The 14,104-nt window shown below is 32.3% G+C and carries 15 protein-coding genes; 14 read left to right on the top strand and 1 reads right to left on the bottom strand.

Going from position 1 to position 14,104, the window contains the following annotated elements:
- Nucleotides 1–30: 30 nt before the first annotated feature.
- The 5 genes from ACXAFS_RS05930 (at nt 31) to ACXAFS_RS05950 (ending at nt 3,784) form a co-directional block, all read left to right on the top strand.
- A complete protein-coding gene (locus ACXAFS_RS05930; RefSeq protein ID WP_475305878.1) occupies nt 31–930 on the top strand; it encodes a hypothetical protein in 900 nt (299 codons plus the stop codon).
- A gap of 4 nt (nt 931–934) precedes the next feature.
- Complete coding sequence (locus ACXAFS_RS05935; RefSeq protein WP_475305879.1) at nt 935–1,783, top strand: sterol desaturase family protein; 849 nt, start codon at nt 935–937, stop codon at nt 1,781–1,783.
- Nucleotides 1,784–1,828: 45 nt separating this feature from the next.
- On the top strand, nt 1,829–2,323 hold the full coding sequence (locus tag ACXAFS_RS05940) for a hypothetical protein (RefSeq protein ID WP_475305880.1): 495 nt from the start codon (nt 1,829–1,831) through the stop codon (nt 2,321–2,323).
- A complete protein-coding gene (locus ACXAFS_RS05945; RefSeq protein WP_475305881.1) occupies nt 2,286–3,197 on the top strand; it encodes a glycerophosphodiester phosphodiesterase family protein in 912 nt (303 codons plus the stop codon). Before ACXAFS_RS05940 ends, ACXAFS_RS05945 begins: the two co-directional genes overlap by 38 nt.
- Before the next feature lie 155 nt (nt 3,198–3,352).
- Nucleotides 3,353–3,784 carry a hypothetical protein gene (locus ACXAFS_RS05950; RefSeq protein WP_475305882.1) on the top strand — a complete coding sequence of 144 codons (432 nt, stop codon included), beginning with the start codon at nt 3,353–3,355 and terminating at the stop codon, nt 3,782–3,784.
- 180 nt (nt 3,785–3,964) lie between these two features.
- Here the strand turns inward: ACXAFS_RS05950 and ACXAFS_RS05955 are convergent, their stop codons facing one another.
- Complete coding sequence (locus ACXAFS_RS05955) at nt 3,965–5,248, bottom strand: exo-beta-N-acetylmuramidase NamZ family protein (protein WP_475305883.1); 1,284 nt, start codon at nt 5,246–5,248, stop codon at nt 3,965–3,967.
- A gap of 11 nt (nt 5,249–5,259) precedes the next feature.
- On the opposite strand from ACXAFS_RS05955, the gene ACXAFS_RS05960 reads away from it, so the two are divergent.
- The 9 genes from ACXAFS_RS05960 to ACXAFS_RS06000 all read left to right on the top strand — a co-directional run bounded on the left by ACXAFS_RS05960 (nt 5,260) and on the right by ACXAFS_RS06000 (nt 14,103).
- Nucleotides 5,260–6,492, top strand: coding sequence for an ABC transporter permease (locus ACXAFS_RS05960; RefSeq protein WP_475305884.1), 1,233 nt, complete (start codon nt 5,260–5,262; stop codon nt 6,490–6,492).
- Nucleotides 6,493–6,560: 68 nt separating this feature from the next.
- Nucleotides 6,561–7,541: a PLP-dependent cysteine synthase family protein gene (locus ACXAFS_RS05965; protein WP_475305885.1), complete on the top strand. Its 981-nt coding sequence runs from the start codon at nt 6,561–6,563 to the stop codon at nt 7,539–7,541.
- 121 nt (nt 7,542–7,662) lie between these two features.
- Nucleotides 7,663–8,289, top strand: a complete 627-nt coding sequence (locus ACXAFS_RS05970) for a hypothetical protein (protein WP_475305886.1) — start codon at nt 7,663–7,665, stop codon at nt 8,287–8,289.
- Nucleotides 8,268–8,951, top strand: coding sequence for a hypothetical protein (locus tag ACXAFS_RS05975; protein ID WP_475305887.1), 684 nt, complete (start codon nt 8,268–8,270; stop codon nt 8,949–8,951). Before ACXAFS_RS05970 ends, ACXAFS_RS05975 begins: the two co-directional genes overlap by 22 nt.
- Before the next feature lie 35 nt (nt 8,952–8,986).
- Entirely contained in the window at nt 8,987–10,258 is a 1,272-nt protein-coding gene (locus ACXAFS_RS05980) for a DUF2851 family protein (protein WP_475305888.1), read from the top strand.
- Nucleotides 10,259–10,271: 13 nt separating this feature from the next.
- Nucleotides 10,272–10,499, top strand: coding sequence for a PspC domain-containing protein (locus ACXAFS_RS05985; protein WP_475305889.1), 228 nt, complete (start codon nt 10,272–10,274; stop codon nt 10,497–10,499).
- 3 nt (nt 10,500–10,502) lie between these two features.
- Nucleotides 10,503–11,534, top strand: a complete 1,032-nt coding sequence (locus ACXAFS_RS05990; protein WP_475305890.1) for a potassium channel family protein — start codon at nt 10,503–10,505, stop codon at nt 11,532–11,534.
- Nucleotides 11,535–11,621: 87 nt separating this feature from the next.
- Nucleotides 11,622–13,211, top strand: coding sequence for an alanine/glycine:cation symporter family protein (locus ACXAFS_RS05995; RefSeq protein WP_475305891.1), 1,590 nt, complete (start codon nt 11,622–11,624; stop codon nt 13,209–13,211).
- A gap of 19 nt (nt 13,212–13,230) precedes the next feature.
- Complete coding sequence (locus tag ACXAFS_RS06000) at nt 13,231–14,103, top strand: ComEA family DNA-binding protein (protein ID WP_475305892.1); 873 nt, start codon at nt 13,231–13,233, stop codon at nt 14,101–14,103.
- Nucleotide 14,104: the final 1 nt, after the last annotated feature.

Consider the following 14,104-nt stretch of genomic DNA (forward strand, 5'->3'; position numbering starts at 1 on the left):
TTTTGATACAACTTTTTGAAAAAACTTAACATGAAAAACGTTCTACTAAAATTATTGCTTGTTGTTTTAATGGTAAACACAGCTTCAGCTCAAGAATGGATGAAAAATCTTGAGGTAGCGCAAGCCTTAGCAACGGTTCAGAATAAAATGGTTTTAATGGTTTGGGAAGAAACCACAACGTATCAATATCCTGTTATTGTAAAAGATGATAAAGGTAGAACTATATTTATTAATAATCTGTATGAAGACGAGCAAGTGAGTCCCTTAATTTGGGAACATTTTGTGCCTGTAATTGTATCAGAATATCGATATGCAGATTTATACGAAAAAATAAAAGGCAAGCGCAGCCAGAATTACATTGATAAGTTTAATGATGATAGTATAAAAATTATGGATATCAATGGTAATATTCTTAATGTTGATTACTCTACCGAAGATTTTCAGAATATCACAACTCTAATTGAACGTTATGCTTTAAATACAACCTACATTGCCCAAGAATTACAGGATTATAAAAAGGATAAGAACTTTTATTCAGCTTATTTTCTCGCATCTAAATATTTAGATCTAAGCTTATATGTTAATAAGCAAACCAGAAATGACGTTATAAAATTGTCTAATATCTATCTTAAAGAGGCAGAAAGATTTATTAAAGCCGAAGAACAATCTGAACATTCAGCCTTACAACAACGATGTGGTTTGTTAGAACTACAGGAAGAATTATTGTTAAAGCGTCCAAAAAAAGTGATAAGACAATTAAAGAAAATGGAAGAGGATGAGATTGTAGAAAGTAATAAACCATTTATAGCATTTTTATATTACACAGCATACATGAGCGCAGATAAATCTGAAGATGCTGAGTTGTGGAAATCTCAAATTTCTTCAGTAAATTTGAAAAAAGCACAGTTGATTATAAATCTAAATAGATAATCTTTTGGAAACGATTATTAATTACTTTGACACAATTCCATCATCACACCGAAGTCTTATTTTAATAGGTGGATTAACATTTTTCTGGCTATTAGAAGGTGGTTTGCCTTTATTCAAATTTAAGTATAACAAATGGCAGCATGCATTGCCTAACTTATTTTTTACGCTAACAACTGTCATTGTTAATTTTGCATTAGCGACGTTACTTTTATGGTCATCAGATTGGGTGGTTAAGCACAATTTTGGTATTATTAATTGGTTGTTTCCAGATAGCCAACCTTTATGGCTGTATGCATTTCTTGGAGTTCTGTTATTAGATTTTTTTGGTGCATATTTAGCACATTTTGTAGAGCATAAAGTAAAACCACTTTGGATGGTGCATTTGGTGCATCACACAGACCATAAAGTAGATACGACAACAGCCAACAGGCATCATCCCATAGAAAGTGTTATTCGTTTTGCATTTACGTTATTTGGTGTTTTTGCTGTAGGCACACCATTTGCTTTGGTAATGATATACCAAGCCATGTCTTTAATTTTTACACAGTTTACGCATGCTAATATCAAATTGCCTAAAGGTTTGGACAAAGCCTTGAGCTACTTTATCATCTCGCCAGATATGCATAAGATTCATCATCATTACAGATTGCCTTATACCGATTCTAATTATGGAAATATTTTTAGTATTTGGGATCGTTTACTTGGTACTTACATGTACATGGATAGAGAAAATCTGGTTTACGGAGTAGATGTTTTTCCAGATGAGGTAAAGAATGGTAAGATAAAAGAACTATTGAAACAACCTTTCCAGAAATATGAAAAACCGACACTCTCTGCAGATGTTGAGGAGTAATATTATACAATTATTGATTCAGAAAGAATGTAAAATATAAGTCAGTTGGTTGTAGATTTAAAGAAGAAACATTTAATCACTTTTGGATTGATTTTGTTTGGTGTAATTTTTTATATCAAACATTACAATATACTTGCCAACTCTGAAGTTGAAATTTACTTCAAAATACATAAGAACGAGAAAGAAATTTCATTTGATAAAACTGATATTATTCTTTCTAGAATTGAAAAACCATGGTATTATATGTGGATGACAATGCAAATGGCTGAAGTGAGACCTAATGAAGAAGGAATAGTTTCATTTAGATTAAGAAAATCTAAAAGTTATGAGATAGAGGTTTTAATTAATAATAAAGAAATTTCATGTGGAGGAATTTTTTTTGATGCAGATACTCTAAAACAAGGACAAACAGTATTTGTTCCGGTAGAATGCAAAGAAAAATACGATATTAGCAAGGGTAATTGGAATAATTTAGAAAGTTTTTCAAAAAATGACTCAGAATATGAGAAACCTCAAACATCCTCAACAAGTTCACAATGACAGCAAGTATTTAATTGTGATTTTAGTCATATTCCTAATGAGCTGCAATTCCGAAAAACAATTAGATATACAAGGACATAGAGGTTGTAGAGGCTTGTATCCTGAAAATTCTTTACCTGCATTTAATAAGGCGATTGAACTTAGTGTTACGACCTTAGAGTTAGATATTGCCATCACAAAAGACAATGAAGTTGTAGTGTCTCATGAGCCTTTTATGAGTAGAACTATTTGTTTTAATCCTGAAGGCGAAGAGATTCCTGAAGAGATGGATATGAAGCATAATCTTTATGAAATGACACACAGTGAGATTAAGCAATTTGATTGTGGTACAAAGCTTCATCCTACATATCCAGACCAAAAGAAACTAAAAACCTACAAACCACTTTTGTCTGAAGTTTTTGAATTAGCAAAAGCTAAAAATCCTGATATTAAATTCAATATTGAAATTAAATCTAAGCCTGAATATTACGGTATATATACGCCACAACCAGATGATTATGTAAAAATAGTCTTAGATGAAATTGAAGAAAGTGGACTTTTCTCTAATGTAAATTTGCAGTCATTTGATTTGGTGATTTTAGAAGAAATAAAGAAACAATCTCCAAAAATGCCAGTTGCGCTTTTGGTAGATGAAGATGAGGTTATTGCTACAAAGCTTGAAAAACTATCTTACAAACCAGAAATTATCAGTCCGTATTTTAGATTATTAACTTCGGAAATTATTAATCAATACCATTCTCAAAATTATCTAATCATTCCTTGGACAGTCAATGAAGAACAAGATATGTTTAAGATGCTAAGATGGAATGTAGATGGCATTATTACAGATTATCCAGATAGGCTTTTAGAGATCCGTTCCAATAAACGTTATTAACAACTTATCAACAAAAAGTAGTAATTCCTCTAATTTCTGTGTAGTTGGTGGATATTTTATCACTTCATTCAATTATCCGTTTATGTTTGCGATGGATTAATTAATTAAATACTGTTGAGCTAAACAAACCAAGTTTAATGTAAAGCTTTGCTGTAGTGAAAAATTTAATCCGAATCCTCCTCATTGTTGCCCTCGTTTTTTTATTGAGTTTTACACTAAAGGCCCAAGAACAATATGCCAAATTAGAACCCAACAGAAATGTTCAAGCAAAAGGATTAATTCATAAGTTGAATGAAACTAAGGATACTTTAATCTTGCAAAGCGATAAAAAGATAAATTACCTTTATTCTATTAACAAAGACTACGGAAGAGATTTTGATGTCTATGTAGATACTACATTTTATAAATTTCCATTAAACAAATTGCCAAAAGGTAAGCATGTGTTGGTTGCTGTACAGTCACCAAAACGGATTGTTTTTGTTGTAAGAATCTTAAAAGAAATTCCAAAAGAAGATCCAATAGAAATACCATCTGAAGCAATTGTAGCTACCGAATCTAAAAAAGTGGTGTTAACTGAGAATAATTAATCATTCCCTCAGAAAGTAATAATAAAAATTCGTCAGTTCGAGTGGATTTTTCGATTGTAAATGAGAAAAATTTGTATCGAGAATTAGAATTTTAATAACTAAAAAGTTCTCGATACGATTTTTCGTACCTCAAAATCACTCGAACTGACATGTGATATATAATGTTCAAATTCAGAGATATTAATCATAGATTAAATATTTAGCTCTAATTGCTTTAAAGGTTTCTAAATCCGCTTTCCAAGTTGCCCTAATGTCTTCTTCGCTCATTCCAGATTCTATTTGCTGTTGTAGTTTTTCCGTACCAGCATGTTTCGTAAAGTTAGCAGTGTTAAATACTTTGCTTTTGTCTGTAGCATTAGTATAAGCATCAATCACATACTTTAATGTAAAACGTCTTTTGGCTTTAATCTCTGATAAATCTTCGCCATAACACGGTACATCTTTATGTTTAGGATATTTTGAGCCAAAGTTAGGTTGTGGTGTATATGTAAAGGTATAATGTGATGCATCTAAAAAAGGTGCGCCATAACGCTGAAATTGAAACTCAGTGCCACGACCAGCATTGATGTTTGTGCCTTCAAACAAACCTAAACTAGGATATAGGGTTATCGATTGGTCATTAGGTAAATTTGGAGAAGGTCTTATCGGTAAACTATAGTTGTTTTCATGGTTATAGTATTCCATCTCAACAACAGTAATATCGCATTTAGCATTGTCTTTTAACCAACCTTCGCCATTAATCATTTCAGCATATTCGCCAATCGTCATTCCATGAACCAAAGGAATCGTATGCATGCCCAAAAAGCTACTGTGCTCTTTTTCTAGTGTTGGGCCATCAACATAATTACCATTAGGATTAGGACGATCTAATATGACAAGTTTTACATTATTTTCAGCACAAGCTTCCATCACATAATGCAGCGTAGAGATATATGTATAAAAACGCACACCAACATCTTGAATATCAAAAATCATAATATCTAAATCTTCAAGTTGCTCGGCTGTTGGTTTTTTGTGTTTCCCATGAAGCGAAAAAATTGGTAACTGTGTTTTTACATCTATACCATCTTTTATGTTTTCGCCAGCATCAGCAGTACCTCTAAAACCATGTTCTGGAGAAAATACTTTTTTAATATTGATGTTTAATGCTAATAGAGAATCGACTAAATGTGTATAGTCTCTTATCTCTTGTCTCTCATCTCTTGTCTCTCTAAAAATAACACTCGTCTGATTAGCTACAACACCAACACGTTTGTTTTTTAAAAACGGTAAATAAAAATCAGTTCGGTTAGCACCAACTACAATACTTTTGTCATCCCTTTCCTCTGTCAAACTGAGCGCAGTCGAAGTGTCTTCTAACTTCTCACTTCCATCTTCCAACTTCTTACTTCCATCTTTTCCTGCGCAAGAAATCACTACCAAGACAAATAATAAAACTGTATTTTTGAAAACCTTAAAACGCATAAAAAGAAAATTTGAATTTCGAACTGTTTATAGCTAAACGCATTATTGGCAATAAAGCGTATAAAAGTAGTGTTTCGGCACCAATAATTAAAATTGGTATTGCTGCAATTGCTATTGGTATTATAGTAATGCTTATTGCTATTGCAACAGGTTTAGGGCTTCAGCAAAAAATTAGAGATAAGGTAGTTGCTTTTAATGGTCATATTGAAATTACAAATTACGATACTAATGCTTCAGATGAATCTCAGGTGCCTATTTCAAGAGATCAGGATTTTTACCCAGAGTTTAATGCTGTAGAAGAGGTAACGCACATACAAGGCGTTGCCACAAAATTTGCAGTTATTAGAACAGAAACCGATTTTGAAGGTGTTGTTATCAAAGGTGTAGGCTCTGATTATAAATGGGATTACTTCAATGAATTTTTAGTAGAAGGTCGTTTGCCTGATTTTTCAGGAAAACGAAACGAAGAAATCTTAATTTCAAGCTATTTGGCGAACCGGTTAGGTTTTAATGTTGGAGATAAATTTCAAACCTTGTTTGGAGAAAATCTTAATAAAGTGCCTCGTATAATTAATTATGAAATTGTTGGTATTTATAACTCAGGATTTCAAGAATTAGATGAAAAATTCTGTATTGCAGATTTGCGTCATATCCAACGTTTAAATAAATGGGAGGCCAATCAAATTGGAAGTTTTGAGGTATTTATTGATGACTTTTCAAACATAGAAGAAACTTATAGTGATGTGTTTAAAGAAATACCCTCCTTATTAAATGCTACACCAGTAAACCAAAAATATTACACCGTTTTTGAGTGGATAAAAATTTTCGATAATAATACCTATGGCATTATAGCTATTATGATAATTGTTGCAGGAATAAATATGATTACAGCCTTATTGGTCTTAATTTTAGAACGTACTCAAATGATTGGTATTCTTAAAGCTTTGGGTAGTTCTAACTGGTCTATAAGAAAAGTGTTTTTGTACAACGCATCCTATCTAATTGGATTAGGTTTGCTTTGGGGAAATTTACTAGGTTTAGGCTTGTTGTTTGCTCAAAAATATTTCAAGCTTTTTCCGCTTAATCCAGATACCTATTATGTAAGTGAGGCACCTGTATATATTAGTTTAGATTATATTTTAATCCTAAATATCGGAACCTTCATCGCATGTTTGTTAATGCTTTTAATACCCTCGGTAATAATTTCTAAGATATCACCTGTAAAAGCCATTCGGTTCGATTAAAAAACATAACGAACTTTTAACGCCTTACTTTTAACTTTTCAACTATTTTTGCACCGCAAAATAGAATTATGGAATACGCAGAGAATATATTAGAAACCATTGGTAATACTCCTTTGGTTAAGATGAATAAATTAGTGGAGGAATTACCGTGTTTAGTTTTAGCTAAGTATGAAACCTTTAACCCAGGAAATTCGGTTAAAGATCGTATGGCTTTAAAGATGATTGAAGACGCAGAAGCTGACGGACGATTAAAACCTGGCGGAACTATTATTGAAGGAACCTCAGGGAATACAGGAATGGGCTTAGCGCTTGCAGCAGCTATAAAAGGTTACAAATGTATTTTTGTTATGGCAGATAAGCAGTCTAAAGAAAAAGTTGATGTTCTTAAGGCAGTTGGCGCAGAGGTTATTGTTTGTCCTACGGCTGTAGAGCCAGACGATCCACGTAGTTATTATTCTGTATCTAAACGTTTGGGAGAAGAAACACCAAACTCATGGTACGTTAACCAATATGATAACCCAAGCAATGCAAAAGCACATTACGAATCTACAGGACCAGAAATTTGGAAACAAACTGATGGTAAAATCACACATTTTGTGGTTGGTGTTGGTACTGGTGGAACTATTTCTGGTGTAGGTAAATATTTAAAGGAGCAAAATCCAAATGTTAAGGTTTGGGGAGTTGATACATACGGCTCTGTGTTTAAAAAATATCATGAAACAGGTATTTTTGATGAAAATGAGATTTATCCTTACGTAACTGAAGGAATAGGTGAAGATATTTTACCAGCCAATGTAGATTTTAGTATTATAGATGGTTTTACAAAAGTAACTGATAAAGATGCTGCTGTCTACACACAACGTTTGGCAAAAGAAGAAGGTATGTTTTTAGGTAATTCCGCTGGAGCTGCTATAAAAGGTGTACTTCAATTAAAAGAACATTTTAAACCAGAAGATGTTGTTGTGGTGTTATATCACGATCATGGTAGTCGTTATGTTGGTAAAATGTTTAATGACGATTGGATGCGAGAAAAAGGTTATATAGACTAAGCTACTCATTACTAACTTTTAAATTCCTTAAAGTTTTATAAATAAATACCCTTTATTGGGTATAGCTTCTCATTTTAATGTCGGTTATTATTGTATCAGTATAACTCTAAAACTGAATACTATGAAAACTACTAAATTATTAATTGCAATCGTTGCACTATTTGTGCTTCAAAGTTGTTGTTTTCTCTTTAAAATTGGATGTGATGATTGTGATGATGTGCAAAGAGGAACTGAATTAGCTGATTTACTTCTAGATGATTTTGAAAGTGTAATTGTTCCTGACGAAGAAGAGACTTCAACAGTGTATAATATCATTCATACAATTGTAAATTTTGCAAATGAGATTGAATGCCCAGAATCAGTTTCAGATGCTGGTGTTCATACAGATCAATTACAATTAGTATATAGTGAGAATCCAGATTTTACAAATCCAACTATTGTAGAGACTCAGAATGCACAGGTCAATCAATCTACTGGAGCTAATGAAAATTACAATGTAGTAAGTGAGATTCAGTTTGAAACTGCAGGATTTTATATTATCGATAATACAATAGATAACCTAAATCAAGTTGCAGAACGCAACGAGAATAACAATAACGAGCAAAATAGTTTAGCTTCGAGATTAGCGGACCAATCATTCATTAACCGTTATGTTATACATATAACTCAGGATATGGTTTCTGATAAGACATTATCGGGATCTAATCAACCAAATTACATATCGAAATGGGAAATCACAGTAGAGTAAACAAAAAGGCTAGAATATTTTTTGTTTTTATGTGTGTTTTTTCTGTTTTAGGTTGCTGCTGGTTTGACCCTGACTCGTGCGAAAATTGTTTTGAAGATGCTAATCTTTGGTTTCCAGCAGTTGTTTACAATGTTGAAATAACTCGAACAAATGTACCTACTTTTATAAATGGACAGTATTATCCATTTGGGACTGTAATAAGTGTTGGGAGTGGTGGAGCATTTAATGAATTTTTCTCTGTTGTAAAGTATCAGCCTTTAGTTGGTCAGAATGTTACTTATTTTTGGAATAGAGATACGCCACCTGGATTTGCTAATTTAGAGGATGGTGAAGAGGTAACATTTTATAAAACGGTTGTAAATACAAGACAAGATAATAGTATTGATTGTGTTTTTGAGGAAGTTGAAGAAGTAAAATCAATTCTAGATGTAAGAGTGCGTACTAATGATACAGGTGAAATAATAGGCACGAGACAAGTAGAAAAGACCATTTTTAACATTCCTTCAGGTAAATACGGTACATTTAATTTTACTTTCGATTTTATTGCATGTGGTAATTATGAATTCAACATACAAATTGATCCTGAGGGTCAACTCAATGAAACTTCGGTAAACGATAATAACTATTCTGAAACTCAAGAAAATTTTGGTTTTTGCTTTTAATGTAAAGTTTACAACGATTTTATTATTTTCGGTAAATGCAAGAAGACTTTCTTCATTACGCCTGGAAACACAAAGCTTTTTCTTCAACATCGCTTAAAACTACGAGTGATGAATCTATTATTATCTTAAAATTAGGTGAGCATAATCACAATTCTGGACCAGATTTTTTTAATGCTCAGTTAAGTGTTGATGGTCAATTATGGGCTGGTAATGTTGAAATTCATATAAAATCGTCGGATTGGTATGTGCATGGTCATGAAAAAGATAAAGCTTATGATAACGTTATTTTACATGTAGTATGGGAGCATGATACAGAAGTTTTTAGAAGCGATAATTCAGTAATTCCTACATTAGAATTAAAGTCATTTGTAAATCGAAATCTTATTACTAATTATTATGCATTAGTTTCATCTAAATCATGGATTAATTGCGAAGCACATTATCCTGAAGTTGATGATTTTGTATTAGACAACTGGATTGAACGATTATATATAGAACGTTTAGAACGAAAATCGAGAGAAATTTTAGAACTTTTAAGGGATTCTAAAAACGACTGGGAAGCTGTTTTGTTCAAAATGCTTTTAAAAAATTTTGGGCTTAAAGTAAATGGTGAAGCATTTTTCAGTCTTGCAAACTCTGTTGATTATACTATAGTTAGAAAGCTTCAGAATAATATACTAGATTTAGAAGCCTTACTTTTTGGTCAGGCATGTTTGTTGCAAGATGATATTCAAGAGTTGTATTTTTTAGATTTAAAAAGACGTTATCAATTTCTAGTTCAAAAATTTCAATTAAATAATCAGGGTGTTTTGCCGTTGCAATTCTTCAGATTACGACCTCCAAATTTTCCAACTGTTCGTTTGTCACAATTTGCAAATCTTTACACTACAGAACAACAGCTGTTTTCGAAGATATTAGTATTAAAAACTAAAGATGAATTTTATAAACTATTCAGTAAAGGTGTTAGTAGTTTTTGGATGACCCATTACACGTTTAGTAAACAATCAAAGAGTTTTAAAAAAGTAATAACAAAAGCTTTTGTTGACTTATTACTTATTAATACTGTCATTCCTTTAAAGTTCAGTTATGCTAAATGCACAGGTGATAATATTAATGAAGAGATTTTTGATTTACTAAGTGATTTAAAACAAGAAAATAATAGCATTGTAAATAAGTATATGCAACTCAAACCAATAAAAAAGAATGCTCTAAGTTCTCAGGGTTTACTTCAATTAAAGCAAAATTATTGTGATACAAATCGATGTCTTCAATGCGCAATTGGAAATAGTTTAATAGTTAAAAATTAAGTAAATTGCGATTATGAATTTGTTTTACAAATTACTTCATTATTTTCAGAAAAGAGGTTACTATGTTTGCCAACGAATTGCAGATCGATTGGGAATTAGGGCTAAAATTGTAAGGACATCTTTTATGTACCTAACATTTGTAACTGTGGGCTTTGGATTTGCCCTATATTTGTTTTTAGCCTTTTGGATGAGAATTAAAGATATAATTTACACAAAACGCTCATCTGTATTCGATTTGTAATTTATGAATAACCCGTTAATACGACTTTTTAGATCTAAAATTTATACAGCCGTAGCCATGCTAATTGTTTTAATGTGCATTGGTATTATAGGATATAGAACAATATCGGGTTTAGATTGGGTTAATGCTGTATATATGACAGTTATTACCATTACCACAGTAGGTTTTGGTGAGGTACAACCGTTAGATGTGCCAGCGAAAATTTTTACAATATTTCTAATTCTTGCAAGTATTGTTATCGTAGGTTATGCTATTTCAATAATCACAGAGTACATTTTGAGCAGAAATAATTTCGAAGATATAAAACAACGTAAAATGCAAAAGGAGATAGAAGCCATGTCTGGTCACATTATAATTTGTGGTTTTGGACGAAACGGAAAGCAAGCATCAAAAAAACTTCAGGACTATGGTAAGCCATTTGTTATTATTGAGCGCGATAAAGATATTATAGAGCGTCTACAAGAAGAAGGTGTACCGTATGTATTTGGTAATGCTAATGAAGACGAAACATTAATTCAAGCAGGAATAGAGCGTGCCAGTACGTTAATAACAGCACTGCCTAGTGATGCAGATAATTTGTTTGTTGTACTTTCAGCAAGGCAAATAAATAAAGACCTGTGCATTATTAGTAGAGCTTCTCAAGAAACTTCTTATAATAAACTAAAATTAGCAGGTGCAAATAATGTTATTTTACCAGATAAAATAGGTGGAGATCATATGGCATCTCTAGTGGTTATTCCAGATTTAGTAGAATTTATAGACAATTTAGGCATTGTAGGTGAGAGGAATATAAATATTGAAGAAATTAAAGTAGAACAACTTTACGATACAGACCGTGTAAAGACTATTCGAGAACTAGATTTAAGAAAAAAAACAGGTTGTACGGTTATAGGGTTTAAGGATGAAAATGGAGAGTATATTGTTAATCCAGAAGCGGATACAAAGCTTGTTACTGGTTCAAAAATTATTGTTTTAGGTCGTCCAGAACAAATTGAGAGACTCAATTCTAAATATAACATAGAACAGGAGGCATAGCCATTTTAACGTTACTAGCTTTAAAAACTCAATTTTTTTTAGCATATTGTCGGCTATTAATAACAAAAACTAACTAATACTAAACTCATGAAGAAATATCTTCTGTCTTTATTTGCACTTATATTACCATTATTAAACTTTGCTCAAGAGGCCCAAGAAATGGGTGTTGATGAAAAAATTGATCAGGCTTTTGGAAATGCAACTGGGTGGTTTGTAAATGCAGTTTTTTATCAAATACCCTTTACCGATACTGTAAGTGTTTATTGGGTATTATTCCCTTTAATTCTAGGTGCAATTTACTTTACGTTTTATTTTAATTTTATAAATTTTAGAGGATTCCTTACCTCTGTTAATATAGTACGTGGTAAATATGATGACATAGATCATCATGAGTCTATGGTTGCAGCTGGTGATTCTACACCAGGTGGTGATGCTATAGAAACAATAGCTGTAGAAGGTCATGAAGGAGAAGTTTCGCATTTCCAAGCTTTAACGGCAGCTTTGTCTGCAACAGTTGGTTTAGGTAATATAGCTGGTGTTGCAATTGCGGTTTCTATTGGTGGTGCAGGTGCTACATTTTGGATGATAATCGCTGGTTTCTTAGGTATGGCATCAAAGTTTGTAGAGTGTACATTAGGTGTTAAATATAGAGATATTGGAGAGGATGGTACTGTATATGGTGGTCCAATGTATTACCTTACCAAAGGATTAAAATCAAAAGGCTTAGCTGGACTAGGAAAAGTACTAGCAGTTTTGTTTGCAATTTTTGTAATCGGAGGTTCCTTTGGTGGTGGAAATATGTTTCAGGTAAATCAAGCTTTCCAACTAGTTGAAAATATCACAGGTGGCGAACAATCATTTTTACATGGTTATGGTTGGGCATTTGGAGTTGTTATGGCTATTTTGGTAGGAATTGTAATCATTGGAGGTATCAAATCTATTGCCAAGGTTACAGATAAAATTGTACCATTTATGGTTGCAATATATGTAGCAGCAGCTCTATTTGTAATTTTCTCAAAGTTTGATATGATTGATGATGCCTTTGCTGCTATATGGAATGGCGCATTTAGCCCAGAAGGTATTGCGGGTGGTGCTGTAGGTGTACTAATACAAGGTTTTAGACGTGCTGCATTCTCTAATGAGGCAGGTATTGGTTCAGCGTCCATTGCTCATTCTGCAGTAAAAACCAAATATGCTGCTAGTGAAGGTATGGTAGCATTATTAGAGCCTTTTATTGATACGGTAATAGTTTGTACTATGACAGCCGTAGTTTTAATTATTACTGGTTTCGTAGATCCATTAAATCCGCCAGCGAATGATGCTCAGGCAATATTATTAACATCAAGTGCATTTGAATCTTCTATATCTTGGTTCCCTTATGTGCTTACAGTAGCCGTAGTTTTATTTGCATTTAGTTCTATGATTTCATGGTCTTACTATGGTTTTCAAGGTTGGTCATATTTATTTGGAAGAAGCAAGAAGGCTGAATACACTTATAAGGTTATTTTCTGTGTATTTGTAATTGTTGGTGCTGCTGCAAGCTTAGGTTCAGTAATTGGATTCTCTGATGCCATGGTCTTTGCTATGATGGTGCCAAATATGATAGGTTTAATCCTGTTAGCACCAAAAGTTAAAGAAGAACTCAAAAAATATATGAGTGCGATAAAAACTAAATAGTTTAATCTAATCTAAATATATGAAATCCCATTTCCAGTTTTCTAATCAACAACGGAATGGGATTTTTTTATTACTTTTTATCATCATTGCTATACAATGTATTTATGCTTTTGTTGATTTTTCTGAAGACACTCCTTCCGCAGAAACTAATGAAATAGAAGTTTTTAGAAATGAATTAGATTCACTTCGTTTACTAGAGGTTGAAAATAGTAGGCCAAAGATTTACCCTTTCAATCCAAATTATATAACAGATTATAAAGGCTACACTTTAGGTATGACTAATGAAGAAATTGATAAACTTCACCGATTTAGAGAAAGTAATCAATGGGTTAATTCTGCAAAGCAATTTCAAGAGGTAACAAAAGTATCGGACTCCTTACTAAATAAAATTTCGCCATATTTTAAGTTTCCAGATTGGGTTACCAATCCTAAGCCTAAGTCAAATAGTTATAATAATTCGTTTGCTAAAAATGATAAACCGAAAACTTTTAATCAGAAAATAGATTTAAATAAAGCAACGGCTAGTCAGCTTCAAAAAGTTTATGGTGTCGGTGAGAAACTTTCAGACCGTATCATTAAGTATAGAACTAAATTTGGTGGTTTTATTGCAGATGTGGAATTATCTGAAGTTTACGGACTAATGCCTGAAGTAATAGAAAGGATAAGAGAAGACTTTACTGTAAAAACCCCTAGAGTAATACAAACCTATAATATTAATTCGGCTACAAGAGACGAACTTGTATTAATAAAGTATATAGATTATGAAGTGGCAAACAATATTATAGAGGAAAGAACCTTAAGGGAAGGTTTTAAATCTTTTGAAGAATTAACAAAAATTGAAGATTTTCCTGTCAAAAAATTAGAGATAATTAAATTATATTTGCGATTGTAAA

The organism is Winogradskyella sp. ABM4_392, assembly GCF_056160445.1.